Origin of the sequence: Aquipluma nitroreducens (assembly GCF_009689585.1) — a bacterium.
GTDB lineage: Bacteria > Bacteroidota > Bacteroidia > Bacteroidales > Prolixibacteraceae > Aquipluma > Aquipluma nitroreducens.
Window position 1 is genome coordinate 1,639,889 of record NZ_AP018694.1, and the last position, 23,851, is coordinate 1,663,739.

A 23,851-nucleotide genomic window follows, 5' to 3' on the forward strand; every position below is an offset into this window, starting at 1 on the left:
GTTTTCGGTTAGTAATTGGGTATGATTCTTTGTTTTTATACTTTTGCCACACAAATTTAAGCCAACCATGATAAAACTAAACATATTGGGTATTTCCATTTTACTGACACTTCTTTGCGGAAATTCCCTTACTGCACAAAACACTAAAAATACCAACGGCAATATTCCAAAAATTGTGGTCGTGCTCTCGGTCGACCAAATGCGCACCGATTATCTTTCGAGGTACTGGAATAAATTTCAGGAAGGCGGATTTAAACGACTGATGAACGAAGGTGCAGTTTGCAGCAATGCACAACTCGATTTGCATGTCCAGAAAATCTCGACCGGAACTGCAACCATTTTTACAGGAGTTTATCCGGCGACTCACGGGATTGTGAGCGATAGCTGGTACGACCGACTGAAGAAGAAAGAAATTAACTGTATTGCCGACGATTATTACATCACAGTGGGCAGCGACTCGAAGGATGGCGAACGTTCGGCAACAAAACTTTTATCGCCAACTTTAGGCGACCTCATAAAAATAAATAACCGTAACAAGTCGAAAGTATTTAGTGTGGCGATGAACGACGTCAGTGCGGTGCTTTCGGCGGGTCATGCAGCCGATGGAGCTTACTGGTTCGATACTCAAAACGGCAACATGATTTCAAGTTCCTATTATGTCGATACATTTCCGGAGTGGGTGCGCCAATTCAACGAAAAAGGTTATGCAAAAACCTTTACCCAGCGCGACTGGACAACTTTATTACCCATCTCAAGTTATGAAGAAAGTTTACCCGATGACTATGTTCTTGAAAAAGGATATTACGACAAATGGAATACGTTTCCGTACAGCATGAAAAAACTCAAAGAAAAGGCTGTCAATTACAAATTTCTGAAAACCACTCCATTCGCGAACAACCTGGTGAGAGACTTTGCAACCAGTTTAATCTTAGCTGAAAACCTTGGGAAAGACGAATATCCAGATCTGTTGACACTTACGTTCTCGTCTATGGATTACGAAAACAATTCGTTTGGGCCAGCCTCAGTTGAAATGGAAGATACTTATTTGAGGCTGGATACTGACATCGCCTTGCTTTTGGATTTCCTGGATAAAACAATTGGCAAAGGCAACTCGTTTGTAGTTCTCACGTCCACATGCTCATCGAGCTATCCGGTTGATTATCTGAAAGAAGAGTTTCACATGCCGGTTGGCACATTTTCTCCTGAAAGCGCCATTGCCTTACTGAAGTCATTTCTGAATATTACCTACGGACAAGGGAACTGGATTGATGTTGTAGGCGACCAGCAAATCTATTTCAACCGTGAACTGCTTGAAAAGAAAAACGTTTCGCTGCAAGACATGCAGACCAAAACAGCGAATTTCATTAACCAGTTCGAAGGGATTAAGATTGCGTTGCCATCCACTTCATTCGAGCAGGGCGACTATTCAAAAGGACAGCTTGCAGTAATTGCCAATTCGTACAATTTTAAACGTTCAGGAGATGTACTGTATCAACTCGAAGATGGCTGGCAACCAGTTTATAAATACGAGCGAACTGTTTACAATGACAACTCCAACATTCCGTTCATCATGTATGGCAATGCCGTAAAGCATATGCAAATCCGGAAAAAGATTCAGGGAGAGGATATGGTTCCTACTGTTTTGGAGATTTTGCGCATCCCTATTCCTGACCATTGTTCAGGAAAGATTCTGGAAGATGTTTTATGGTAAACTTATCTGGGGAAAACACTGTAGTACAACTATAAAATCAGGATTTATCTGTAATTTTAAGCTTTCAGCAACAAAACATTCAGAACATGCTAATTACCTGATCTTTTTTATTGTGTTTAATACAAATTAGAAACAAATAAGAAATAATCAGTATTAAAAACTGTTATCTTTGATCGCAAATTTCGGAATAGATGGCCAACGACTGGAAAGATAGACTGGGAACAGTATACTCAACAAACCCAAATTTTCAATACGAGAGTGGTGATGACGGGGAGCAGGAAACGCTTCAGCCCAACAAACAGGATCTGCGGGTTCAACTCGACAAGAAACAACGAAATGGGAAGAAAGCTACCCTGATTACCGGTTTTGTTGGGAAAGATGAGGATTTAAAAGAATTGGCCAAAACTCTGAAGACCAAATGTGGCGTGGGAGGTTCAGCTAAAGATGGCGAAATACTGATACAAGGTGATTTTTGTAATAAAGTGATTGAAATTCTCAAAAGCGCCAATTACAAAGTGAAACGTTCAGGAGGCTGAATAGCCCGAATAGAAAAGCAGACGGGAAGTGGAGAAGGACAACCAGAATATGATTTGATAAATTCATTGATGCTCTAAATAAACCGTTTCAGGTATGCTCAAACATTATAAAACTATCGGAATGATTGGGGGGATTGCCCCAGCTTCAACAGTTGACTATTACAATCGTCTCATTTCCAGATTTCAGGAACGCACCGGTCAGCGTGAATATCCATCGATTATTATCAACAGTATCAACATGACACACATGATGGAACTGATTACCAACGAAAATTTAGATGAGTTGGTTGATTATTTGTCGGAAGAAATATTCACGTTGGAAAAAGCAGGAGCCAAAGTAGTTTTCATGGCTTCAAACACTCCGCACCTGGTTTTTGAGCCACTTGCACAGCGCGTTAAAACTAAGATGGTTAGCATTGTCGATTCCACCATCGCATACGCGCAAGCCAAAGGACACAACAGACTCGGGCTATTTGGAACACTTTCTACCATGGAAGGAGATTTTTTTCAGGATGGCTTTGAAGCCAGTGGCATGGAAATAATAACTCCGATGTCAGACGAGCGAAAATACATTCATAAAGTTTACATGGAAGAGTTGATCCGGGGTCGGTTTTTACCTGAAACAAAAAGTCGTTTATTATCGATTGCCGCACGCATGTATAGTGAAGGCCAGATTGACAGTTTGATTTTAGGAGGTACTGAATTACCACTTATCCTGAAATCAAGTGACATGGAAGACATTGAGTTGCTAAATACCACTAAAATTCATGTCGAGCGAATTCTTGATGCTGCAATCGGATAATCTGATTTGATAAATCTACTTTAACCGATTCAATCCGGAGAATGATTTTTTAGCTTTTTCACCCCATCCCTGAAGGGAGAAAGCTAAAAAATCAACCTTTCCAAATTAACAGAATGAATCTGACTAAATTGATTAGAGCCAGCAAATGAAAAAAACGAATACTGCCAGTGCTCTTTTAGTTGTATTACTATTGTTTATCTCGTGTGGAAAACTTTCGAAAATCAGCAAAATTGGTTTGCCCGAATCTGATGATTATAAACTCTTTGCTGGCAGAACGATCGAATCTGGAGCCGAAACATTTCATTTTTACCCGTCGAACCCAAACCTGAATTTAGGTGAAACAATCGAAGTTGACAGTCGCAGAATTGATGCCGGGGACGATAAACTCGATTCATTTTTGAAAGATCACAAAACCCTGTCTTTCTTAATCATTCGGAATGATTCACTTTTATATCAGTATTACGATCAATCAAAAACTGATACAAATATTGTTACTTCGTTCTCAGTTGCCAAAGCATTCATTTCAGCGCTAATAGGTATCGCCATCGCAGATGGTAAAATTCCGGGGGTAAGTACCAGTATTGTCAGTTATTTTCCTGAACTCACCAACCAAGGCTTCGAACCAGTCACAATAAATAACCTACTCGACCATACTTCGGGCATCCATTACAAAGAAATACAGAATCACGTTGGCGGAAGCCTCGAATTTTACTGGGGCAAAGATCTTTCAAAAGACATTTTAAATATACATCCTGTTTATACTCCCGGCGAACATTTCGAATACAGCAACATTAACACCCAGTTGCTTGCTATGATTCTGCAAAGAGCCACCGGAATGAGTGTTTCTGAATATCTTCAGGAGAAAATATGGAAACCCATTGGCATGGAATATCCGGCTTCGTGGAGTTTAAGTAACGATGGACCAGAGGGAGTCGAAAAAGCCTTTTGTTGCCTGAACGCCCGAACGATTGATTTTGCCAAATTTGGCCGGTTGTATTTAAATCGTGGAAACTGGAACGGAAAACAAATTATCCCTGAAAGTTGGATTGCGCAAAGTCTTCGTTCGTCGAAAGAAAATGGACAGCGGCTTACTTACCATTACAACTGGGGAATTGGCCCCAAAAAATATGGAAGTTTCTATGCCATTGGATTATACGGACAGTTGATTTACATGTACCCTGAAAAGAATGTGATTATTGTGCGCTTCGGGAAAGCCGATTTGGGTTACGACCCACCTTTTTTGTTCCACACTTTTCTTCAGATTTGCGATCAGCTTTGAAAATAAGAAAGAAGCAAAATAGGCAGAATGCAGAAGTTTTGCCTTAAAAGTCATTGCGCCAATTCCGTAAAACTGCGACTGATCACTAACCACTATTTCCCTTCCTGAAGTTTCCTGATCAATCCGTTACAGGCATCTTCCAAAATATCCAGGACAAGTTCAAAACCGGCAGCGCCGCCATAATATGGATCGGGAACCGAATTATATTTTCCCCCCGAACAATAATCAGTCATAAGTGAGATTTTCTTTCGGTCATTTTCGTTCCGGGCAACCGCTTTCAAATCGCGTACGTTCTGGCTGTCCATCCCAATGAGGTAATCGAAACGGTCGAAATCCGTCTCCGGATCAACCGGACGCGATATACTAGTCAGGAGATATCCTCTTTTTTGGGCAAATTGCTTCATGCGGTAATCAGCCTGATCACCTGCATGATAGGCTGCGGTTCCGGCCGAGTCACATTTTAATTCAGATTGGAGTTCCTGTTTTTCAATCATAGCGTTAAAAACCGCTTCAGCGCTGGGGCTGCGGCAAATATTACCAAGGCATACAAAAAGTACCTGTTTCATCATTGACATGAAATTTTTCGAAAGTCAAAAATAGAGTAATTTCCAAAATAATAAAGGAGGGAGAAAAAATTGAAAATAAGTTACAACCAGTGATTTTGAATACAAAGATGGATCAATTCTGTGATATTGTGAGTTAGCGTTTTTTCCATGCAATTGCGCTTGTGGTTTTTCACGGTATGAATACTTAATTTAAGCTTGTCTGCTATCATTTTGCTGCTTAGTCCTTCGTGGCAAAGCTTGATTATTTCTAATTCCCGTTGCGATAAAATTGAATTATATTTTTTTACATAAACCTTTGTAAAAACTTTTTGATATCCCTGATCTGAATTATAGCGGAATAAAGTCAAAATCATGGTTTCGTCCGATTTAATATCAGCTATCTCGAAAAAAACATTGAGATTTAGCATGGGTAACCGTTTCGCGTCGTCAAATGTTAATGATCCCTCGTGCATAAACTGCGAAATACTTCCATCTTTCCGGATATATCGGTGATTGAATATAAACCTGTAATCGGGAGTTTCTACAAAAGATTCAGAATCGATAAATCGCAGGATATCCGGATAAGCTGATTCACACCAAATTTTACGATCTTCAGGATGACAATTAAGTTCATGAAAATCGAGCCTATCTTTTAAAAGGTTATTTCTAAAACAATTGCGTTGCTCTTTACAATGATCGTGAGTACAGGAAAATTGCTTGCCTGAATAATCAATGAGACAGGAACTAAAAAAATCGGAAGGGAAAGGTCCATACACCGCACTGCCAATTATCATGACCTCATCAGGATTATTGTTCCGATTTGCTGTATTAAGGGAGGATAAATTATTATCTGAAGTATCTACATTTGATTTGGGTTCATTCTTCATAGTCAAAACTTCAATTTAAAATAGGTGTACTTTAAAAATCTGAAAAGATACAACTGAATGTGAAAAATCAAATAAAACTGTTTTTGTACTTCTGGAAGCTTCCTTTTAACAGGTAGGGGCTACTTAACTCAAATATTTGGTCTAACGGTTCATCGATCTAAATGAAATTTCACAATCATTACAAATCGATTAAACGCAAACTTGAGTCTTAGAATTCAACAGCAAAATGCATAAAATGTTCGCAAAACATAATCAACTGAAGATGACTCGTTTGTGTCATTGACTAGTAACCCTATTTAGAACTAAATTTGAATTATAAATTATAACCTTCAGACTAAAGTCTCAATCACCGAGATTTGAGATTAAGGTTCGATTACAATATCATAGGACACTGCTTTACTGATCAGTATTTTTAGCTTTCGCGTAACGAAACTGTGAAGGTTTCGGTTTTTGCACTTTCAAAGACCTACCACATTGTTGCTGGAGGTAAACTTTACTTCAATTTTCGACTAGCATTTAACAAAATTGATCATCTAAAAATTACAATTATGAAAAGATTAGTATTAACAATCGTGTCGATAGCATTTTTAATGGGAACCATTTGCGCGCAGAGTGTAAAAATTCCATTAATAGGCTCCAAAGCTCCATCTTTTACTGCAGAAACAACCAACGGAACTCTAACCTTTCCGGACGATTACGGAAAAAAATGGAAAATTCTGTTTAGTCACCCTCAGGATTTTACTCCGGTGTGCTCTTCAGAACTTTCAGAACTAGCCTACATTCAGAAAGACTTTGAAAAATTAAACACTAAAATAGCCATTATTTCAGCCGACAATGTAATTGAACACCGGCGATGGAAAACATGGCTAGAAGGTTTGGATTATAAAGGTCGTGGATCTCAAAAAATTGAATTTCCGCTAATTGACGATCATTCACATTCAGTATCAATACAATATGGAATGATACATGAACTTGCAAGTACAAACAAAGATATCAGGGGCGTTTTTATCATCGATCCGAATAATGTAGTTAGATCCATAAACTTCTATCCGATGCAGGTTGGTCGCAATATGCAGGAAATAGAACGAATTTTAGTTGCACTACAAACAGCAGATCGTGAAATGGTTTGTACTCCTGCAAACTGGAAAAATGGTGATGATGTTATTGTTCCTCACTATCCATATACCGATGATGAATTGGCTGCGAATCCTGAACTTAAAGATAGCTATTATAACTTAGGTGGCTATATGTGGTTCAAAAAGGAAAACAAATCATTAGTAATGAATGATAATTCAAAATAAAAGTAATTTGAAATGGTAAATCCATTTAGATGTTCACTCTTTCGGCTGGATGAAAAGTGTACTTCTATAAAACTGAGAAGAAATAAGAAGCTGTTAAAGATTGCTTACATCAATTGATTTTCATTTCGTAGGTTTTTGCACAAGTATAGTAACGTTGATTTTTTGGGGTTGAATCGAATAATGACAGCTTGATTAGCTGATTATTATTCGATTTGCCTTTGGTGGGTATGCCAACTTTACAGAAATCCTAGCTTAAGGATGAAAATTAACTTGCAAACGCCTTCGTCTCAAAAATGGCACTTTCGTGCTATTGACTATCACCAAAATTTGGAAGTAATTTTACTATATATAAATAAGACAAAATTACGGCTAAACTTAAAAACTATGTGCGCATTTAGAAGAAAATTATCAATGGGATGGCTTCCTGATTACCCCGATTTCAGAGATCTCACCGTAGAACATGATGATGTGCCAACCCGGCTTCAAGGGCTTGGACAGAAAGATTCAATTAAGAAAATGCTTTCTAAAACTGTTTCTAAAAAAACAGCGCCACCTAAAAAGGTAAATCTGATCAATTGGTTTTCGCCCATTGAAGATCAGGGTAATCTTGGCTCCTGTACCGCAAATGCAGGAGTTGGGTTAGTCGAATATTTTGAACGGCGTGCCTTTGGAAAACATGTTGATGCTTCAAGATTATTTCTTTACAAAGCCACACGAAACCTGATGAAGGAAAAAGGTGATACCGGAGCTTTTCTGAGGAGTGCAATGGGAGCACTGGTATTGTTTGGCATTCCACCTGAAGAATACTGGCCCTACAATGTGGCAAGTTTCGACAAGGAACCATCAGCATTTTGCTACGCATTTGCTCAAAATTACCGATCAATAAGCTATTACCGGCTCGATCCGCCCGGGACACCTGCAGACCAGTTGTTAACCCGAATCAAAACAAACCTTGTCGCCGGGCTTCCGTCCATGTTTGGTTTTACGGTTTACAGTTCCATCAGTCAGGCTGGCAATAACGACGGTAAAATTCCATTCCCGACCAAAGGCGAAAAAATTGAAGGTGGTCACGCGATTGTTGTTGCCGGATATGATGATACAATGAAAATAAAAAACAACATCAATGGAAGTACCGAAACAACCGGAGCTTTTCTGATTCGCAATTCATGGGGTACCGATTGGGGTCAGGATGGTTATGGCTGGCTTCCCTACGAATATGTACTTCAGGGACTCGCCGAAGATTGGTGGTCACTACTCAAAAACGAATGGGTTGATACAGGTAATTTCAAAGCTTAAAATAATGAATTATGAAATACTTTGCCGACATCCATTGCCATCCAACGTTGAAACCCTACGGGCACAGCTTCCCCAAAAAGGAAAACAGTAAAAACCTGAAGTCAAAAAGCTCAGTCTGGTATTATGATCCGCCCAACCTGTTCGAAAAAATGATCGATCTTTTGGGCGGAATTGTGAAATACCGTCAAAGCAATTTTTCGGCTATGGGATATGGAAATGCAGGAATTGTTTTTGCTTCATTGTATCCGATGGAACGCAGTTTCTTCGACAACAAACTCGGAACCGGCGAATTCAACGACCTGCTGCTCAACTTTGTCACTTCGGTTGGCCGCGAACGGATTGATTTTGTACAATCAGTAACCGATTATTTTCCTGACCTCGAAAACGAATATGCTTTCCTGAAGCAAATGAGCGGGAAGCAGGTCTCCTTAGCAGATCGTGCAAGTTATCACTATTCTTTGGCTCGAAACTCTTCTGATGTCGCAAGCATCCTCGATTCAGACGCTACCGAAGATCGGAAATCGAATTCAATAGCCGTGATCCTTACCATTGAAGGAGCCCATTCTTTTGGAACCGGAATTCACCCAAAGCAGAACCCAGCTAACCGAAATTATGTGCTTGGCAATGTTGAAAAGGTGAAGAACTGGGAGCACCGGCCGATTTTTATTACGCTTGCCCATCATTTCTTTAACGAATTGTGTGGCCATGCCGAAAGTCTTACTGGGATAGTTAAGTCAGCAGTCGACCAAAGTTATATGATGAACACCGGATTTACTCCGCTCGGACTGGAAGTGGTTGACAAAATGCTGGATAACTCTGAAAACAAGAGAATATTAATCGACATCAAACACATGAGCCGGACTTCGCGACTCGAATATTTTAACCTGCTTGATACCAAATACGCAGGTCAGGACATACCGGTAGTGGTGAGTCATGGTGCAGTTATCGGCAATGATCAGGACAAGCATTTGTTTATGAATGCCGACATTAATCTGTATGACGATGAAATCGTCAGGGTTGCACAAACAAACGGGCTGTTTGGTTTGCAGCTCGATGAACGCCGTATTGCGGCACACGGCGATTTTGAATTGAAGAAAACACATGGGATTGAACGTCGGAAAGTGCTATTTCATTCGAGCTTCCTGGTTTGGCGTCAAATCCAACATATTGCTGAACTGCTTGATTCGCAAGGGCTTTTTGCCTGGGGAATACAAACCATTGGCAGCGACTACGACGGCATGATTGACCCGATCAACGGATTCTGGACTGCCGAGAACCTGCCCACTCTAGAAGATTATTTACTGATGCAAGCACATACTTACATGAAAACAAATTCAGGAAAGCTCGGAAATTCTTTCAACCGCATTGATCCGGAAGAGATTGTGAACCGTGTAATGGGCGATAATGCCTTCAATTTTGTGATGAAGTACTACTAGTGAATTTTGGAACTTTTCACCCCAACATTTCCTTCGTGCTCAGCAATCCGCAGGCCGCATAAATATCCTGGCCACGACTGGCGCGGATGGTGGTGAGAATGCCTTTTTCGTTGAGTTTTTCTTTAAATTTCTGGAGCGTATTTTCGTCGGTTCCTTCGAGCGGAGTTCCTGGAATTGGGTGAAACCTGATCAGGTTGATGCGACATTTAATACCATTCAGGATTTTGCACAATTCCTGAACATGACGGGGCGAATCGTTCAGGCCTTTAAACACAATGTATTCGAACGAAACGCGGCGCTGACGGCCAAAATCCCAGCTTTTAATTTCGCGGATAACTTCTGCCAGCGGATAGGCAACCTGAACCGGCATCAGTTTTTGGCGTTCATCGTCGAACGGAGTGTGCATACTCACAGCCAAATGTGCTTCCGATTGATTCAGGAAAGTTACCATTCCCGGCACAATTCCGATGGTTGAAACTGTTATCCGGCGCGGGCTCATGGCAAAACCCCATTCCGAAGTTAGGATTTCGAGGCTTTTTAAAACCTCTTCCAGATTATCGAAAGGTTCGCCCATTCCCATGTACACAATGTTGGTTACCTCGTGCCACTCCGGAATGTTACGAATCTGGTTCACAATTTCTCCAGCGGTTAATTGTCCCTGAAAACCCTGCTTACCGGTCATGCAGAACAAACAGCCCATTTTGCAACCCACCTGCGACGACACACAAACCGTTTTGCGGTCATCATCCGGAATCATGGCTGTTTCAATGAATTTTCCCTGAACCGTTGGGAACAAGTACTTTTTCGTTCCGTCAACACTTTCCTGAACTTTAGTGGAGTTAACCAGTCCGAATTTGTATTTGCTACTCAGTAGTTCACGTGCTTTTTTCGAAAGATTCGTCATTTCTTCAATTGATGAAATTTCTTTCTGGTATAGCCATTCAGCCATTTGTTTGCCAGTAAACCTTGGCAACCCAAGTTCTATGGCTAAAGAGGTGAGTTCGTTCAGCGTTTTTCCGAATAATGAATCTTTCATTTTAAACTACAAGTCATTAGGAAAAGGTCATTAGGAAAAAGAAACCCCATTTTTCTAATGACTATTGACAATTTCCTGATTTAAAAATAAATTTCGGCCAAAATGTTTTCGTACGGAATTCCCCTTGAAATCAGCAAATCGCGAACTTCGACAACCATGATAGCCTTGCCACAAAGATAATAGTTAATGTCAGTCGGTAGTTCTTTTATTTCTTCCAGATATTTGTTGACGCGACCCGGAAAAACGTTGCAAGATTGTTCCTGCGAACAGCAACGAACATACCGGTCGCCCATGGCCCATTCCAGTTCATCTTCAAAATAAAACTGATCCAGTTTTCGAACTCCATGAATCAATATTTTATTATCAGCTATTCCGGATCGAAACATGCTGTAGAATGGCGCTATGCCAGTTCCGGTGGCTATCCACCACGCAGGTTTTTTATCGTCTTTAAAACTACCATAAGGTTTCGATACCCAAATTTTCATGCCCGGAATTACGCCAGCCAGCCATGGGGTCAGCAATCCATCTTCCTTCACATTAAAAAGAACTCGAATTTCAGGTTCATCGTTTCCGCTGCAAATACTGTAAATTCGGGGTGCGATCATAGGATCTGCTGCAATTTTTACGACTTGTCCGGGACTGAAATCGCAGATTCGCATCCACGAAATGAGATGAACTCCCGGTGAAATTTCCTCGTTTCCCGTAATAGTAACTTCTTCAAGTTCAAACTGCTGATTTTTAGTTGCTGCCTTTTGCATTAATTTTATTTTGTTACACGAACAACAAGTTCGCGACAAATTGGTTTAAACCGATTATCGTTGGAAAATACAAAACTGTTTCAAGGTTGAATATTTAAGACTAACTTAGAAGCTGTTTAATTTTCACTCATTTTGATTTTTCGGGTTACCCCGAACCCTGAAGGGAGCCCGAAAAATCAAAAAATAGCCCTTTAGGGCTGGGGTAAATTTTTTGATTTGTCATAAATTCAAATTTTAAACAGTTTCTTCGGACTAAAAGTATTAAATGTAAACTTTTTGTTCAATTTTATGGTTTAAGTAGAAAAGTTAAATCCTGATTTTCTTTTAAACTCTATTTTTGTGACCTCTTTAAAAAATACAACTGAAACATTGAAAATAAAGACGTTAAACGAAGATTCACAATCGGTTGGCAATATTTTACTCGAGACAGGAGCAATGCTCATGAGCTCGGGAGCAAGCTCAAACCGAATCAGGGTCACCTTGGAACGAATTGCCAATGGGCTTGGCTATAAGACTGAATTGCTGATTACACATCGGGCTTTGATGCTGACAATCATTGAAAAAGATCAACAACATTTCTTCAGCCGACTGAAACGTACTTCTCCGCATGGAGTTAATTTCAGAATTGTCAGCGGAATCAGCCACATGAGCTGGAACGTGTTGGAGCAGAACTGGACGATTACCCAAATCGCAGATGAATTACGCCGGCTAAAATCACTCCCTCATTACCCAAGATTGGTGATTCTCGGATTTGTAGGTTTGGCCGGAGCAGCATTCTGCCGCATATTTGGCGGTGGTTACATTGAAATGATTGTTGCATTTGTAGCTACGGTAGCCGGACTTTTTGTAAGGCAGGAGGCGATGCGTGTAAAATTCAACCCATATTTATGCGTTTATTTTGCTGCATTTACAGCCTCGTTTATCGCCGGATTAGCCGAACATTTTCAAATTGGGACTCAGCCCGATAAGGCGTTTGCCACCTCAGTATTATTCCTGGTTCCCGGGGTTCCGCTTATTAACTCGGTAACTGACCTGTTGGACGGGAACATTCAAAACGGGCTGATACGCGCTATAAACGGACTAATGATTTCTTTCTCGATTGCCATGGGACTATTTTCAGTACGAATGATTTTACACATTTAATATGATCCTACTCGAAATACTTATAAAAAGCTTCTGGGCAGGCATCGCAGCAATCGGGTTTGCCATCCTGTTTAATGTTCCCCGACGGACGCTATTTCCAATCTGGTCTCTTGGGGCTATAGGCGGATTAATCAAATTTACGGCCATGAACTATCAGGTTGGAATTGTCTTCGCCTCATTTATGGGAACCGTAGCCATAGCGATAATAGCTATTCGGATGGCTCACATGCGAAATAGTCCGCCGCTGGTTTTTTCCATTCCTTCCGTAATTCCAATGGTTCCCGGCGCTTTTGCATATAAATTTATGCTTGGAATGATCGCCCTTACCAGCATGGAAAATACAGATGCCTACGTACAAACGCTGATAGAAACAGTGAATAACGGGGCAAAAATGATGTTTGTACTGATTGCTCTCGGAACCGGCGTGGCTATCCCAATGTTACTAACCCGAAAAGAATCGATTAAAAAATCTGACTTCAACAAGAAGAAAAAAGCGATTGGCTAAATACGGTTCATTTTCCTATTCAAAAAAATATAAGTATCCGATAATATACCTAAATGATAAGCTTTGTGGGGCTTTGCCCCAAACCCCAATTCCTTTTTGTCTTGACACAAAAAAGGAATCAAAAAAGGTCAAGGCTACGTCCACTTCGCACGAAAAACTTACGTTCAATGGCTAAAATCTTTTAAACTCCCCCGAATTCTCGGGGTCAAACAGAAAAGATTTTTTAACGCCATCTTCACTTGTTTTTCGGCTCACTGGACGAGGCCGGTCATCGGCCAAACTCTTTAGGTAAAGTAACGATCATTCAAAATAATATACAAAAAGAGAGCTGTTCCAAATCGAAACAGCTCTCTCTATATGCCAGGTGCATCACACCTTTTAGAAATAAAACATTCATACTCAATACTGAAACAAACCAGTAAAGAAGATGCTGGATTAATTGGTAACACCCAATTTTCCTTCATCGATTAACTTCTTAATCAACTTTGCTTCTTCCTGATCAGCAATCAATTTGGTAACTTCCAGGGCTTCACGTTGAAATTCATCTTCAACATTTAATTTGCCAAATCTTCCTTCAGCAATTAACTTTTGATTCAACTTTGCTTCTTCCTGATCAGCGATTAACTTAGTAACTAATTGAGCTTCTTTTTGAAGATCTACTGTTGCATCCAAATTATCATTTAGTAAAAGCTGAACTGATTCGAAGTTCGCATCACTTTCAGAAAAATTTGATTTGTCGATCAACGAAGGAAGGACTTCATTCGTCGTACTCAACCCATTTCTCAAATTTTTAACTTCCTCTACAACTAAATTGTTGTTGGCATTTTTGTAATTTGCGGCATTGACATTCATTGTTGCAATAAATCCAAGCAGGCAAATAGCTAAAAGTGTTCTAGTTTTCGTTTTCATAATTTTTCTTTTAATTGTTTTCAAGTGTTTTCTTCTTAAATTGTTTTCACTATTAAGACTGAGAAACACCCCGGAAGTTACATCCGGATGAGTTAAATAAAAGATAAACTTATCTTAATTAAAACTTAAAGGATTTAAATTTGCTGGCTGAATGTTAAGAATGGTGCGGGAAATCGCTTTTCAATACCTGCCGGAAGCTCCGAAAACAGGCCAAAAACGCATGAGCCACTGCCCGACATTGATGCATAAACTGCACCCAAATTATAAAGTTGAGCTTTGATGCTTGCAATCTCTGGATACTGCGGAAACACAGATGATTCAAACTGATTGATTATGTTGTTTTTCCAATTAGAAACCGGAAGATTAATTAATTCGGTAAGCGAAACTACTGGCTTTCGGGGGACTACATTCTGAAAGGCTTTGACAGTAGAAACTTCAAGCGGAGGTTTAACTAACAAAAGATACAATCCCTTAACATTCAGGTTTATTTCGTTCATTATTTCACCCCTTCCAGCGGCAAAAACAGGTTTATTCAGTATAAAAAACGGACAATCGCTACCTAAAACAGCCGCGTAATCAAGCAATTTATCCGCCGAAAGATTCAAATTGAACAACTTATTCAGCATCTGGAGCATAAAAGCACCGTCGGCAGAACCCCCACCAAGCCCCGCTCCAAATGGGATTTGCTTGTGCAAATGGATTTTCAAGACAGGCAAATCAAAATCTTTTTGAAGAAGCGAATACGCCTTCATCACCAAATTCGATTCCGGAGAACCAGAAATGATGATTCCACTTGTGGTTAACCGCAATTCATCGGATTCGGCTACCTCAATCGCATCGCTCCAGCCGACAGGAAAGAATACGGTCTCCAGATTATGAAAACCATCTGATCGTTTTTCGGTAATGTATAACCCGATGTTTATTTTGGCGTTGGGGAATGAAATCATAGAGCAAAAATAGAAAAATCGATGATTGGATTTGCAAAATAAAAGGAGTTCTGTTTTTCAAAATATGATCGCACAAGGCGAAATCTACGAAACCTTTCTTGTAGCCAAATAAAAAGCACCCCCGAACAGAGCTACCTTCATGTAATGAAAAATTGCTTTTTTCGCGAATGGGTATCTAAAAAACATACCGTACCATCTTGTAGCACGGTATATTCTGGCAGAATCGCTTTATAACTATAAATTTAAAATTCGGAACTATCTGATTTTCAATATCAATTTTTCATTAAGTCTATCAACTCCTGATTTTTCACATAAAATTCAAGTCGAAAAGAAAGTTTTTTTGCGACTCAATTTAAAATCTGTATTTTGTATGGCATTAAATCTGCAAAAAATGGTTCAGACCAAAAAGCCAAAGTTACAATCTGTAATCAAAGATTATAGCATTATGCTAGTGGGATTAATCCTCTATGTGTTGTCGTGGAATCTCTTCCTGATACCATCACAAATTACTGGCGGGGGAATAAGCGGATTAGCAGCGGTTATTTTCTACAGTACAAAAATCCCTATGGGGATAACGTACTTTGTGATTAACGTTGCGTTAATTGCTATTGCCTTAAAAGTATTAGGTTCGAACTTTGGTGTGAAGACCGTTTTTAATATGGTTGCGCTTACCTTGTTATTTGCCATTCCTCAAGATCTTTTCCCAGGCGCCCTAATCAAAGATAATTTTCTGGCAGCAGTTCTCGGTGGCATGATGGGTGGAGTCGGAATCGGTATCGTATTTTCGCGCGGCGGCAGTACCGGTGGTACCGACATTATTGCAATGATGATTAATAAATATAGGAATATTAGTCCGGGACGAATCATCTTGTATTGCGACGTAATTATTATTGGGTCGTCTTATTTCCTTGTCCATTCGATTGATAAAATGGTGTACGGCTTCGTTTCGATGGCCGTTGTTTCGTACACGCTCGATTCCATCCTTAGTGGTTCAAACGCTTCGGCACAAATTTTTATATTCTCGCCCAAATACGAAGAAATTGCCGACTTTATTAACACTGAATCATTTCGCGGAGTAACCGTAATCGACGGAACGGGTTGGTACACACAGCAAAATATTAAGATACTGATGACTATTGTACGGAAGAAAGAAACGAGTATCATTTTCCGCATGGTAAAAGAAATCGATCCGAATGCTTTCATTTCGATGGGCAGTGTCATGGGTGTTTATGGTCAGGGATTCGACAAATTGAGAGTTTGATTTCGCCATTTAGCTTCATTAACAGTTTTTTATTGATTTTTATTCTTTGCCTTAAAAACTGAATTACTAAGCATTTATACGCATTCGAATCGATGATTTCCTGCTCCTCGACAATCGTCAACCAGAATTCAGCTTTCGATTCCCTTTTAATTTTATTAGTTTTGAAAGGACAGAAATATACAGCCGGGAAAGCACTTTCGTCCTGACGGAAAGGATTTTCCCGGTTGATTATTAACCGAAACCAGAAAACAATGAAGTTTAAAATTCCCGAAAAGTTTCAACGACTAAAAAAAATCCTGATCTGGGCCGTTTCTTTTATCCTGCTGCTCCAAGTTGCTTATTTCGTTTTTGATTATTACGAAACCAAGCATATAATGAAAGAACTGGCCAAAGTGCCTGAAATAGTAAAACCGGAGCCTGTCCTGCTTTTTAATATCCCGATTGATTCATTCACAGTAGTTCCGGGGCAGATACGTTCGGGACAAAATTTGTCGGATATTTTAGTATCAAAGGGTATTTCAATGTCCAAAATCGATGAAATATCAAAAAAATCAGTCCTGACTTTTGATGTCAGAAAAATGAAAGTTAGCAATCCTTATTATTTTTTCATGAATAAAAAAGATGCTTCGAAAGTTGAATATTTTATTTATGAAATTAATCCGGTTGATTACGTTGTTTACCAGTTGAGCGATAGCTTGCGGATATACAAAGAGAAAAAACCCATCGAAACCCTTATAAAATCAGCAAGCGGTGTAATTACATCATCGTTGTGGAACGCATTAGCGTCTCAGGCCCTCGATTACAACCTAGCATTGTCATTATCCGAAATATATGCATGGAGCATCGACTTTTACGGATTACAAAAAGGCGACAAATTCAGAGTGATTTATGAAGAAAACTTTGTGTATGGGAAGTCGATTGGCATTGGGCAAATCTTCGCCGCACAATTTGTACACGCTAAAGAAGACTTTTATGCTTTCCGGTTTACCCAGAATAATGAGGACAGCTATTTCGATGATAAAGGAAAAAGCCTAAAGAAAGCATTCCTGAAAGCTCCATTGAAATTTAGCCGAATCAGTTCATCATTTTCTGCAAACAGATTTCATCCTGTATTGAAAATCTACCGGCCTCATTTTGGTGTTGATTATGCGGCAGCAACCGGAACTCCGGTAATGTCGATTGGCGACGGGACAGTAATCGCAAAAGCCTATCAGGCTGCCGGAGGAGGGAATTACCTGAAGATTAAGCACAATGCCGTGTACACTACAAGTTACATGCATTTAAGCGGATACGCTCCCGGAATCACAACCGGAGCAAGAGTACATCAAGGTCAGGTGATTGGTTACGTTGGAATGACTGGACTAGCATCCGGACCACACCTCGATTTCAGGGTTTTCTTTAATGGATCGCCAATTGATCCGCTGAAAGTTAAATCACCGCCAACAGAACCTATTGCTGAAAAATATATGGCATCGTATACCGCTCACCGCGACTCGATGATGACCAAGCTTTCAGCAATAAAAGAATTTTAAAACTTAGTTGGAAGACCGAAGTCAGAAGAAGGAAGCTAAACCATCTTCTGACTTCGGTCTTCTATCTTCCGTCTATTTTCGAAGTTTATACACCAAATCCCACAAAACAATACCGGCGCTTACCGAAATATTGAACGAATGTTTGGTTCCGTATTGTGGTATCTCAATGGCTCCATCGCAAATATCAACAACCGACTGCTGCACGCCTTTCACTTCATTACCAAAAACAAGCGCCAGTTTCTGATCTTTTTCTGGAATAAAATTGGGCAATGAAATACTATTTTCAACCTGCTCAACAGCAAATACGCGATAGCCGCTTTCTTTCAGCCGCAGCACTGCATCTTCCGTTTCCTCAAAATACTCCCAAGGAACCAATTTCTCGGCATCTAATGCAGTTTTATGAATGTCTTTGTTGGGAGGTGTTGCCGTAATTCCGCAAAGAATCACTTTCTCTATCAACAAAGCATCGGATGTGCGGAATACCGATCCGATGTTGTTACAACTTCTGATGTTATCCAAAACCACGGTGATTCGAGTTTTTACAATCTCTTTATATTCATCAACCGAAAGACGGTCTAGTTCTGAGTTCTTTAATTTACGCATAAATAAGTGCCTAAAGTATTTAGAGTGTCTAAAGTGCCTAGAGTTATGCGCCTCTAACTTTAGGCACTCCAAACTTTAGGCACTTCGAACTTTTTTAAACTTGTTTTCTGCGGATTGGCATCGACATGCATCGGGCACCACCACCTCCACGGGCAAGTTCTGACCCTGGAATAGTTAGGACGCATTTCCCTCCAGGAATTTCGCAAGTGCCGCTTAAAACTTCTTTCGCCGAAATAACCTGGAATCCATTATGATTGAGTTGTTCCAATGTATGAACATTGCGTTCGTAGCCAATTACTTTTCCTGGTGCAAAAGCGAAAAAATTAGCTCCGCTGTGCCATTGCTCGCGCTCTTGTGTCCAATCGCCTGTTATTCCACCGCATTGAATCGGACGCATGTCAATTCCTAGTTTTTTCAATGCCTTAACCAGATTTTTCTGTTCACTAATATCAGTTACCTTGCCGTTTTCAACCTGAATGTGAATGGTATGAAACCGGTTGGTTCCCATAATCAAAGGCTCGTAAACCATGCAGGCATCAACGTCGAGGAAGGTAAAGACCATATCGAGATGAATAAACGATTCCGGAGTATCTGGTAATTCCTGAATCAGAATATGCTGTAAACCTTGTTTCTTTAATTTGATGTTTTCGAGTATAAAATCGATACCCTGAGTACTGGTGCGAATTCCGGTTCCGATAACCAAAACATCTTCGCGTCCAACCTGAAAATCGCCACCTTCTATGGAAATTCCGGGAAAATTCTGGAGATTCTCAGGAGAATTCGGATTGATTGTCCGGGTAACGAGCATTGGATGATTATTAAAGATGGCATCCATAATCACAGCTTCGCGATCGCGAACCTTACTAGCCATTTTGCCAATCAGCACCTCTTTCCCGAACGACATGGAGGCATCGCGAGTGAACAGGAAATTATGCAACGGACGAAGGCTAAAACGCTCCTGACTAAGGAACCGCGTAAGGTTATCGCGCTCGATAGGCACACCCTGAATGAGCTGTTTTGCTATTTCCGAAGCACTTTTACCCAATAGCTTTGGGTAAATATCCATAGCGCCTTCGCTTAAGCAAATCTCCTTCAATAAAGATGACTTAACCTGATCGATACTTAAAATATCCGAAAGTAAATCCTTCACCTCGAAAGTGGTGGTAACTTTATTCAGAATACCTTTAAATACAGAATATTCACTACTGGCAACCGATAAATTAAGGATGTCGCTGTATAGTGCCCGCTCAGCATTTTCAGGTGTCATTTCTTCTACTTCAATCCCGGGAGTATGGATGATAACTCCTTCCAAATGACCAAACTCCGAATTAACATCAATTTCAATCTTATGATTCGCCTGCATAATTGTTTATTTAACGCATCAAAGATACAAACATTGAACATCTGGAAACTGTAAAGTATTTGTTATTGACTCATTTTTATAACATATCATTTTTAATGTCGTGAGCGTTTAAAATCAATGGCAGCTACAATTGTTTCATTTCAATAAGTTCATGCGCAGGAATATCTGAGCCAACAATAAATTATCTTCGCAGAAGAAAACAAAACGAATGAAACGGCTCTTCGTGATATGGATATGCATAAGTTTTACAGCCATTGCATCGGCACAATGGCCTAAAAATCTTCAGATAATTCAGGGTGAATTATCTGGCAAAGACACAATTGCTCACGTTGACTTGCCCGAAGTAGGGATTTACCCACCACGAGTTTTTAAAAACAAAACGGAGGAACAGCAATATTGGCGGTTGGTTATGCGTGTAAAAAAGGTCTTGCCCTATGCTAAAGAAGCCGGCGTTTTGGTTCGGAAATATGAGGTGGAAGTTCCGGCTAATGCGCGTGGCCGCGACCGGCGCATTTATGTGAAACGGGCAGAAGAAGAGCTGATGCGCAAATACGGCCCAATAATGAAAAAGATGTCGATCAACGATGGAAGAATCTTAATCAAACTGATCGACCGCGAAACGCATAAAGCCTCTTACGATTTGATTCATGAACTAAAAGGAGGTGTTCCGGCTGCATTTTGGCAAGGGGTGGCTCGTATTTTTGGCAATAACCTGAAAGCTAAATACGATCCGTATGGGGATAGAGAAGATCGCCAGATTGAACAAATTATTCAATTTATTGAGATGGGAGTCATATAAAGAAAAAGTCAGCGATAATTGGAAAGTAATTTAAACACATTCCGATTGACTATTTACCCCTTCCTCGCACACATTCCATAATGGTGTAAATCAATATCTTAAAATCGACATATAACGATATATTCTTCAGGTAAACCATGTCATACTGCAATCGCTCAACCATTTGTTCAACATTTGAGGCATATCCGTATTTGACTTGTCCCCACGACGTAATACCAGGCCTTAGTTTCTGAAGATGTGTAACATATGGAGCTACCTCGGCAATCTGGTCAATGTAGAATTTTCGCTCGGGACGCGGCCCAACCAGAGACATTTCGCCTTTTATCACATTAAAAAACTGTGGAATCTCATCCAAATGTGCTCTCCGCATAAATTGGCCGATAGAAGTAATCCGACTGTCATCGGAACTTGAAAGTTGTGGTTCGTGTGTTTCTGCATTACTGACCATCGTACGCAACTTATGGATCATAAACGGCTTACCAAATTTACCAATACGTTCCTGTTTGTACATCACAGGCCCTTTCGAACTCATTTTTATGCCTATAGCCAAAGCTATAAAAACAGGAAAAAAGATGATAATTGATAAAACAGAAACTACGACATCAATCAGGCGCTTGACATTTTCCTGCCAAACAGGCATCAACCCATTCGATATTTTAAGTAGCGGACTTCCAAAAATCGTATTTGTTTTGGCGGTGTTCGATAAAATATCAAATAAATCAGGAATGCCCCAAACCGTATGTGTCCGGTTTTCAAGCAAAGTTAAAATCTGGCTGAGCAACTGATGTTCTGACGACTCAAGTGCAATAATAATTTCCTCCACATCATTATCGTTGATGACTTTTTGAAGGTTGTGGTATGAGCCCAGATTGGGAACAAACTTTTCAAGCGGATAAACATCGTGCTCATCAACCGTTAAAAATCCGATGATCTTATTTCCGGCAGGACGGGTTTGGCTGCTCAAATCTTCAAACAAACGAACTGCCTTTTCATTCGCACCAATGACAAGCGTATTAAATCCAATAACCCGCTTGTGAATCCGGTGAATGGTTCTTGTAGTCAGGATAAGTCGGAACAAATAGGTAAACCCGAAATGCAGAGCAAGCAACGTAAAGTAAAGGTTGTAATATTTCCGGTAATCCGGAATCCAGTCATTCAGAAGTAAAAGAAAAAAGATGACCGTAACACCGGCAATGGAAGTCATGATTGTTCTGCCTAATTCGAGCAAACGCGACTTACGATAAATGTTGGTGTATTGCCCTGAAATGTAATAAATGGTAATCCAAAAGGCTGGTATGAAAATCAATGCGAGGTAAAACTTACTGTCGAATTCTACCGGAATATCGTAGCCAAATTTAATCGGTTCGATGTAAAGCTTTCGGTAAATATAGAATAAAGTCCAGCTAACAACGGCTGCAATAATATCGAAAATCAAATACCTTAAGACTTGTAGATTTTTATGCATAGAAACATCGTTTGGTCGGAATTACTTTCGTAATACCGAACGCTTCAGTTGTTAAAATATTGCGGCAAAAGTAGACTATTCATGCTAAAAATCTATTCCATTAAAACGTAAATGTTCTTTAATTTCATGTACAATTTGAACTCCATTCAGGAGACTATCAAACGAATTGGATTTTTTATCCCGATTTTGAATCAACCGAATAAAATTGCTAATCGCTGCATATTCCTGATTCAAATGAGGATACTGTATATATAGCGAAGTTTGAATGTCAAACTGAATCCGTTCCGATTTCTGAAAAATTTCACAAAATCCAGGTATTTTTTCCTGAGAAACAGTCAGATTAATTACACATCCATTGTTGTATTCGATCCTGAGATTTATGACCAATTGATTGTTTGCTTCCTGCAACCCGAAAACTTCAAGTTTTTTATAGTTACTCTGAACCAGCCTGTTTAACGCAGTGACCAAAAGCAGCATTTCGTGCGATGATTTGATAACCGCACCTTCAAAGCATGTCCGCAAATTAATCAGGAAAGGTTTTTCGTATTTTTTGCTGAAAGGATCAAAATAGGGATTGTAGTTGAACGGGTTGTAAATAAAAGTGACAATTCCTGCCTCTTTTTCCAGATCGATCAGTTCTTTAATTTCCCTGATGTGTACACTCGGAACCGATTTCAGATAAACATGTTTGCTTTTCCGGAGTATAAGCTTTACCAAATCGTTGCTGATACTTTTATCGCTCAAAATCAGGATCGCGTCCGAAACATCCATTAATCCAATCGGACTCGAAAACATTGAAAATCCATCAGGATCGGTCGCATTTCCAGAGAAATACAAGCCTATAATCTCAACTTCCGGCATTGTTTTTAGCCGATCCAGAAGTTCAGGATTAGTAGTATGATCTCCAAAAATTCCGAGTTTAATCATTCATGCAAAATAGGAATAAATTAAAAGTTGTAATATTGCTTGTTGAAATACTTTTCAACTTCGATTGTTAATAATGTTTACGGCTACAAACCGTTTTGAGCCTATATTTGGCTAATTTTGAAAAAAAGGATTTTCTATGGAGTTTCAGGATACATTACGTCATCAGGGATTACGAAAAAGATTGGTGGAAGGTATACGTATCAAAGGTATTAAAGACGAAAAAGTACTGGATGCTATTGCAAAAGTACCCCGGCATCTGTTTATGGACAGCAGCTTTCTTCAGTTTGCCTACAAAGATCAGGCATTCCCGATTGGCGCTGGACAAACCATCAGCCAGCCATTCACGGTGGCCATGCAAACTTTTCTCTTGCAGGTTGAACGGCACGATAAAATTCTGGAAGTCGGCACCGGATCGGGCTATCAGGCTGCGGTACTGCTCGAAATGGGCGCAACAGTTTACACCATCGAACGTCAGCGCGAATTGTACCTGAAAACACAGTCCATACTTCCTCAAATCGGTTACAATCCTAAGTTTTTTTATGGCGACGGCTACAAAGGGTTGCCTACCTATGGCCCGTTCGATAAAATTATTATTACCGCCGGAGCTCCTGTTATTCCTGAAGATTTGCTCACTCAACTTAAAGTAGGCGGTCGAATGGTAATCCCAATGGGGCCACGCGAAAAACAAACCATGTATGTGGTGGTTAAAACCAGCGAAACCGAATATTATAAAGAATCGCACGGAACTTATGTCTTTGTTCCGATGTTAAAAGGAACAGATAAATAAGTTCGGAGTGAGCTTGAGCTCGG

General features: G+C 39.9%; 24 protein-coding genes. 14 read left to right on the forward strand and 10 right to left on the reverse strand.

Annotated elements, in window-relative coordinates:
• Positions 1–67 precede the first annotated feature (67 nt).
• The 4 genes from AQPE_RS06825 to AQPE_RS06840 all read left to right on the forward strand — a co-directional run bounded on the left by AQPE_RS06825 (position 68) and on the right by AQPE_RS06840 (position 4,328).
• Entirely contained in the window at positions 68–1,711 is a 1,644-nt protein-coding gene (locus AQPE_RS06825; protein WP_318350308.1) for an alkaline phosphatase family protein, read from the forward strand.
• A 191-nt stretch (positions 1,712–1,902) separates the two neighbouring features.
• Positions 1,903–2,247 carry a translation initiation factor gene (locus AQPE_RS06830; RefSeq protein ID WP_318350309.1) on the forward strand — a complete coding sequence of 115 codons (345 nt, stop codon included), beginning with the start codon at positions 1,903–1,905 and terminating at the stop codon, positions 2,245–2,247.
• Between the two features lie 94 nt (positions 2,248–2,341).
• Positions 2,342–3,049 carry an aspartate/glutamate racemase family protein gene (locus tag AQPE_RS06835; RefSeq protein ID WP_318350310.1) on the forward strand — a complete coding sequence of 236 codons (708 nt, stop codon included), beginning with the start codon at positions 2,342–2,344 and terminating at the stop codon, positions 3,047–3,049.
• Positions 3,050–3,194: 145 nt separating this feature from the next.
• The gene (locus tag AQPE_RS06840) at positions 3,195–4,328 is read left to right on the forward strand and encodes a serine hydrolase domain-containing protein (protein WP_318350311.1); all 1,134 of its coding nucleotides are present in this window, start codon (positions 3,195–3,197) and stop codon (positions 4,326–4,328) included.
• Positions 4,329–4,420: 92 nt separating this feature from the next.
• Here the strand turns inward: AQPE_RS06840 and AQPE_RS06845 are convergent, their stop codons facing one another.
• The gene (locus AQPE_RS06845; RefSeq protein ID WP_318350312.1) at positions 4,421–4,897 is read right to left on the reverse strand and encodes a low molecular weight protein-tyrosine-phosphatase; all 477 of its coding nucleotides are present in this window, start codon (positions 4,895–4,897) and stop codon (positions 4,421–4,423) included.
• Between the two features lie 77 nt (positions 4,898–4,974).
• Positions 4,975–5,760, reverse strand: coding sequence for a LuxR C-terminal-related transcriptional regulator (locus tag AQPE_RS06850; protein ID WP_318350313.1), 786 nt, complete (start codon positions 5,758–5,760; stop codon positions 4,975–4,977).
• 548 nt (positions 5,761–6,308) lie between these two features.
• On the opposite strand from AQPE_RS06850, the gene AQPE_RS06855 reads away from it, so the two are divergent.
• The 3 genes from AQPE_RS06855 (at position 6,309) to AQPE_RS06865 (ending at position 9,793) form a co-directional block, all read left to right on the forward strand.
• Entirely contained in the window at positions 6,309–7,061 is a 753-nt protein-coding gene (locus AQPE_RS06855; protein ID WP_318350314.1) for a redoxin domain-containing protein, read from the forward strand.
• Between the two features lie 384 nt (positions 7,062–7,445).
• Positions 7,446–8,357 (forward strand): C1 family peptidase, encoded by a 912-nt coding sequence (locus tag AQPE_RS06860; protein ID WP_318350315.1) that lies wholly within the window; start codon positions 7,446–7,448, stop codon positions 8,355–8,357.
• A gap of 11 nt (positions 8,358–8,368) precedes the next feature.
• A complete protein-coding gene (locus AQPE_RS06865) occupies positions 8,369–9,793 on the forward strand; it encodes a membrane dipeptidase (RefSeq protein ID WP_318350316.1) in 1,425 nt (474 codons plus the stop codon).
• A gap of 16 nt (positions 9,794–9,809) precedes the next feature.
• On the opposite strand, the gene rlmN is transcribed toward AQPE_RS06865, so the two are convergent.
• Entirely contained in the window at positions 9,810–10,829 is a 1,020-nt protein-coding gene (gene rlmN, locus AQPE_RS06870; RefSeq protein ID WP_318350317.1) for a 23S rRNA (adenine(2503)-C(2))-methyltransferase RlmN, read from the reverse strand.
• A gap of 80 nt (positions 10,830–10,909) precedes the next feature.
• Positions 10,910–11,587: a ferredoxin--NADP reductase gene (locus AQPE_RS06875; RefSeq protein ID WP_318350318.1), complete on the reverse strand. Its 678-nt coding sequence runs from the start codon at positions 11,585–11,587 to the stop codon at positions 10,910–10,912.
• 339 nt (positions 11,588–11,926) lie between these two features.
• Here AQPE_RS06875 and AQPE_RS06880 point away from each other — a divergent pair, with 339 nt between their 5' ends.
• Genes AQPE_RS06880 through AQPE_RS23860 form a run of 3 tightly spaced genes read left to right on the forward strand, consistent with a single transcriptional unit; the run spans position 11,927 to position 13,410 of the window.
• Entirely contained in the window at positions 11,927–12,730 is an 804-nt protein-coding gene (locus AQPE_RS06880) for a threonine/serine exporter family protein (RefSeq protein WP_318350319.1), read from the forward strand.
• 1 nt (position 12,731) lies between these two features.
• Positions 12,732–13,235 (forward strand): threonine/serine exporter family protein, encoded by a 504-nt coding sequence (locus AQPE_RS06885; protein WP_318350320.1) that lies wholly within the window; start codon positions 12,732–12,734, stop codon positions 13,233–13,235.
• Positions 13,228–13,410, forward strand: a complete 183-nt coding sequence (locus AQPE_RS23860; protein WP_404801006.1) for a hypothetical protein — start codon at positions 13,228–13,230, stop codon at positions 13,408–13,410. Before AQPE_RS06885 ends, AQPE_RS23860 begins: the two co-directional genes overlap by 8 nt.
• Before the next feature lie 260 nt (positions 13,411–13,670).
• On the opposite strand, the gene AQPE_RS06890 is transcribed toward AQPE_RS23860, so the two are convergent.
• Both AQPE_RS06890 and ispE read right to left on the reverse strand, forming a co-directional pair.
• Positions 13,671–14,144 (reverse strand): hypothetical protein, encoded by a 474-nt coding sequence (locus AQPE_RS06890; RefSeq protein WP_318350321.1) that lies wholly within the window; start codon positions 14,142–14,144, stop codon positions 13,671–13,673.
• 134 nt (positions 14,145–14,278) lie between these two features.
• Positions 14,279–15,091, reverse strand: coding sequence for a 4-(cytidine 5'-diphospho)-2-C-methyl-D-erythritol kinase (gene ispE / locus AQPE_RS06895; RefSeq protein ID WP_318350322.1), 813 nt, complete (start codon positions 15,089–15,091; stop codon positions 14,279–14,281).
• Positions 15,092–15,461: 370 nt separating this feature from the next.
• Here ispE and AQPE_RS06900 point away from each other — a divergent pair, with 370 nt between their 5' ends.
• Positions 15,462–16,352, forward strand: a complete 891-nt coding sequence (locus tag AQPE_RS06900; protein WP_318350323.1) for a YitT family protein — start codon at positions 15,462–15,464, stop codon at positions 16,350–16,352.
• Positions 16,353–16,603: 251 nt separating this feature from the next.
• Positions 16,604–17,884 (forward strand): peptidoglycan DD-metalloendopeptidase family protein, encoded by a 1,281-nt coding sequence (locus AQPE_RS06905; RefSeq protein ID WP_318350324.1) that lies wholly within the window; start codon positions 16,604–16,606, stop codon positions 17,882–17,884.
• A gap of 72 nt (positions 17,885–17,956) precedes the next feature.
• Here the strand turns inward: AQPE_RS06905 and AQPE_RS06910 are convergent, their stop codons facing one another.
• Positions 17,957–18,487: an RNA methyltransferase gene (locus AQPE_RS06910; RefSeq protein WP_318350325.1), complete on the reverse strand. Its 531-nt coding sequence runs from the start codon at positions 18,485–18,487 to the stop codon at positions 17,957–17,959.
• 94 nt (positions 18,488–18,581) lie between these two features.
• Positions 18,582–19,850 carry an arginine deiminase gene (locus tag AQPE_RS06915; protein ID WP_318350326.1) on the reverse strand — a complete coding sequence of 423 codons (1,269 nt, stop codon included), beginning with the start codon at positions 19,848–19,850 and terminating at the stop codon, positions 18,582–18,584.
• Positions 19,851–20,058: 208 nt separating this feature from the next.
• On the opposite strand from AQPE_RS06915, the gene AQPE_RS06920 reads away from it, so the two are divergent.
• Positions 20,059–20,649 carry a DUF4294 domain-containing protein gene (locus tag AQPE_RS06920; protein ID WP_318350327.1) on the forward strand — a complete coding sequence of 197 codons (591 nt, stop codon included), beginning with the start codon at positions 20,059–20,061 and terminating at the stop codon, positions 20,647–20,649.
• Positions 20,650–20,698: 49 nt separating this feature from the next.
• Here the strand turns inward: AQPE_RS06920 and AQPE_RS06925 are convergent, their stop codons facing one another.
• Together AQPE_RS06925 and AQPE_RS06930 are read right to left on the reverse strand one after the other, a co-directional pair.
• Positions 20,699–22,114 carry a sugar transferase gene (locus AQPE_RS06925; RefSeq protein ID WP_318350328.1) on the reverse strand — a complete coding sequence of 472 codons (1,416 nt, stop codon included), beginning with the start codon at positions 22,112–22,114 and terminating at the stop codon, positions 20,699–20,701.
• Between the two features lie 84 nt (positions 22,115–22,198).
• Complete coding sequence (locus AQPE_RS06930) at positions 22,199–23,041, reverse strand: Rossmann-fold NAD(P)-binding domain-containing protein (RefSeq protein ID WP_318350329.1); 843 nt, start codon at positions 23,039–23,041, stop codon at positions 22,199–22,201.
• 136 nt (positions 23,042–23,177) lie between these two features.
• On the opposite strand from AQPE_RS06930, the gene AQPE_RS06935 reads away from it, so the two are divergent.
• Complete coding sequence (locus AQPE_RS06935) at positions 23,178–23,828, forward strand: protein-L-isoaspartate(D-aspartate) O-methyltransferase (protein ID WP_318350330.1); 651 nt, start codon at positions 23,178–23,180, stop codon at positions 23,826–23,828.
• The last annotated feature ends 23 nt before the right edge of the window (positions 23,829–23,851 follow it).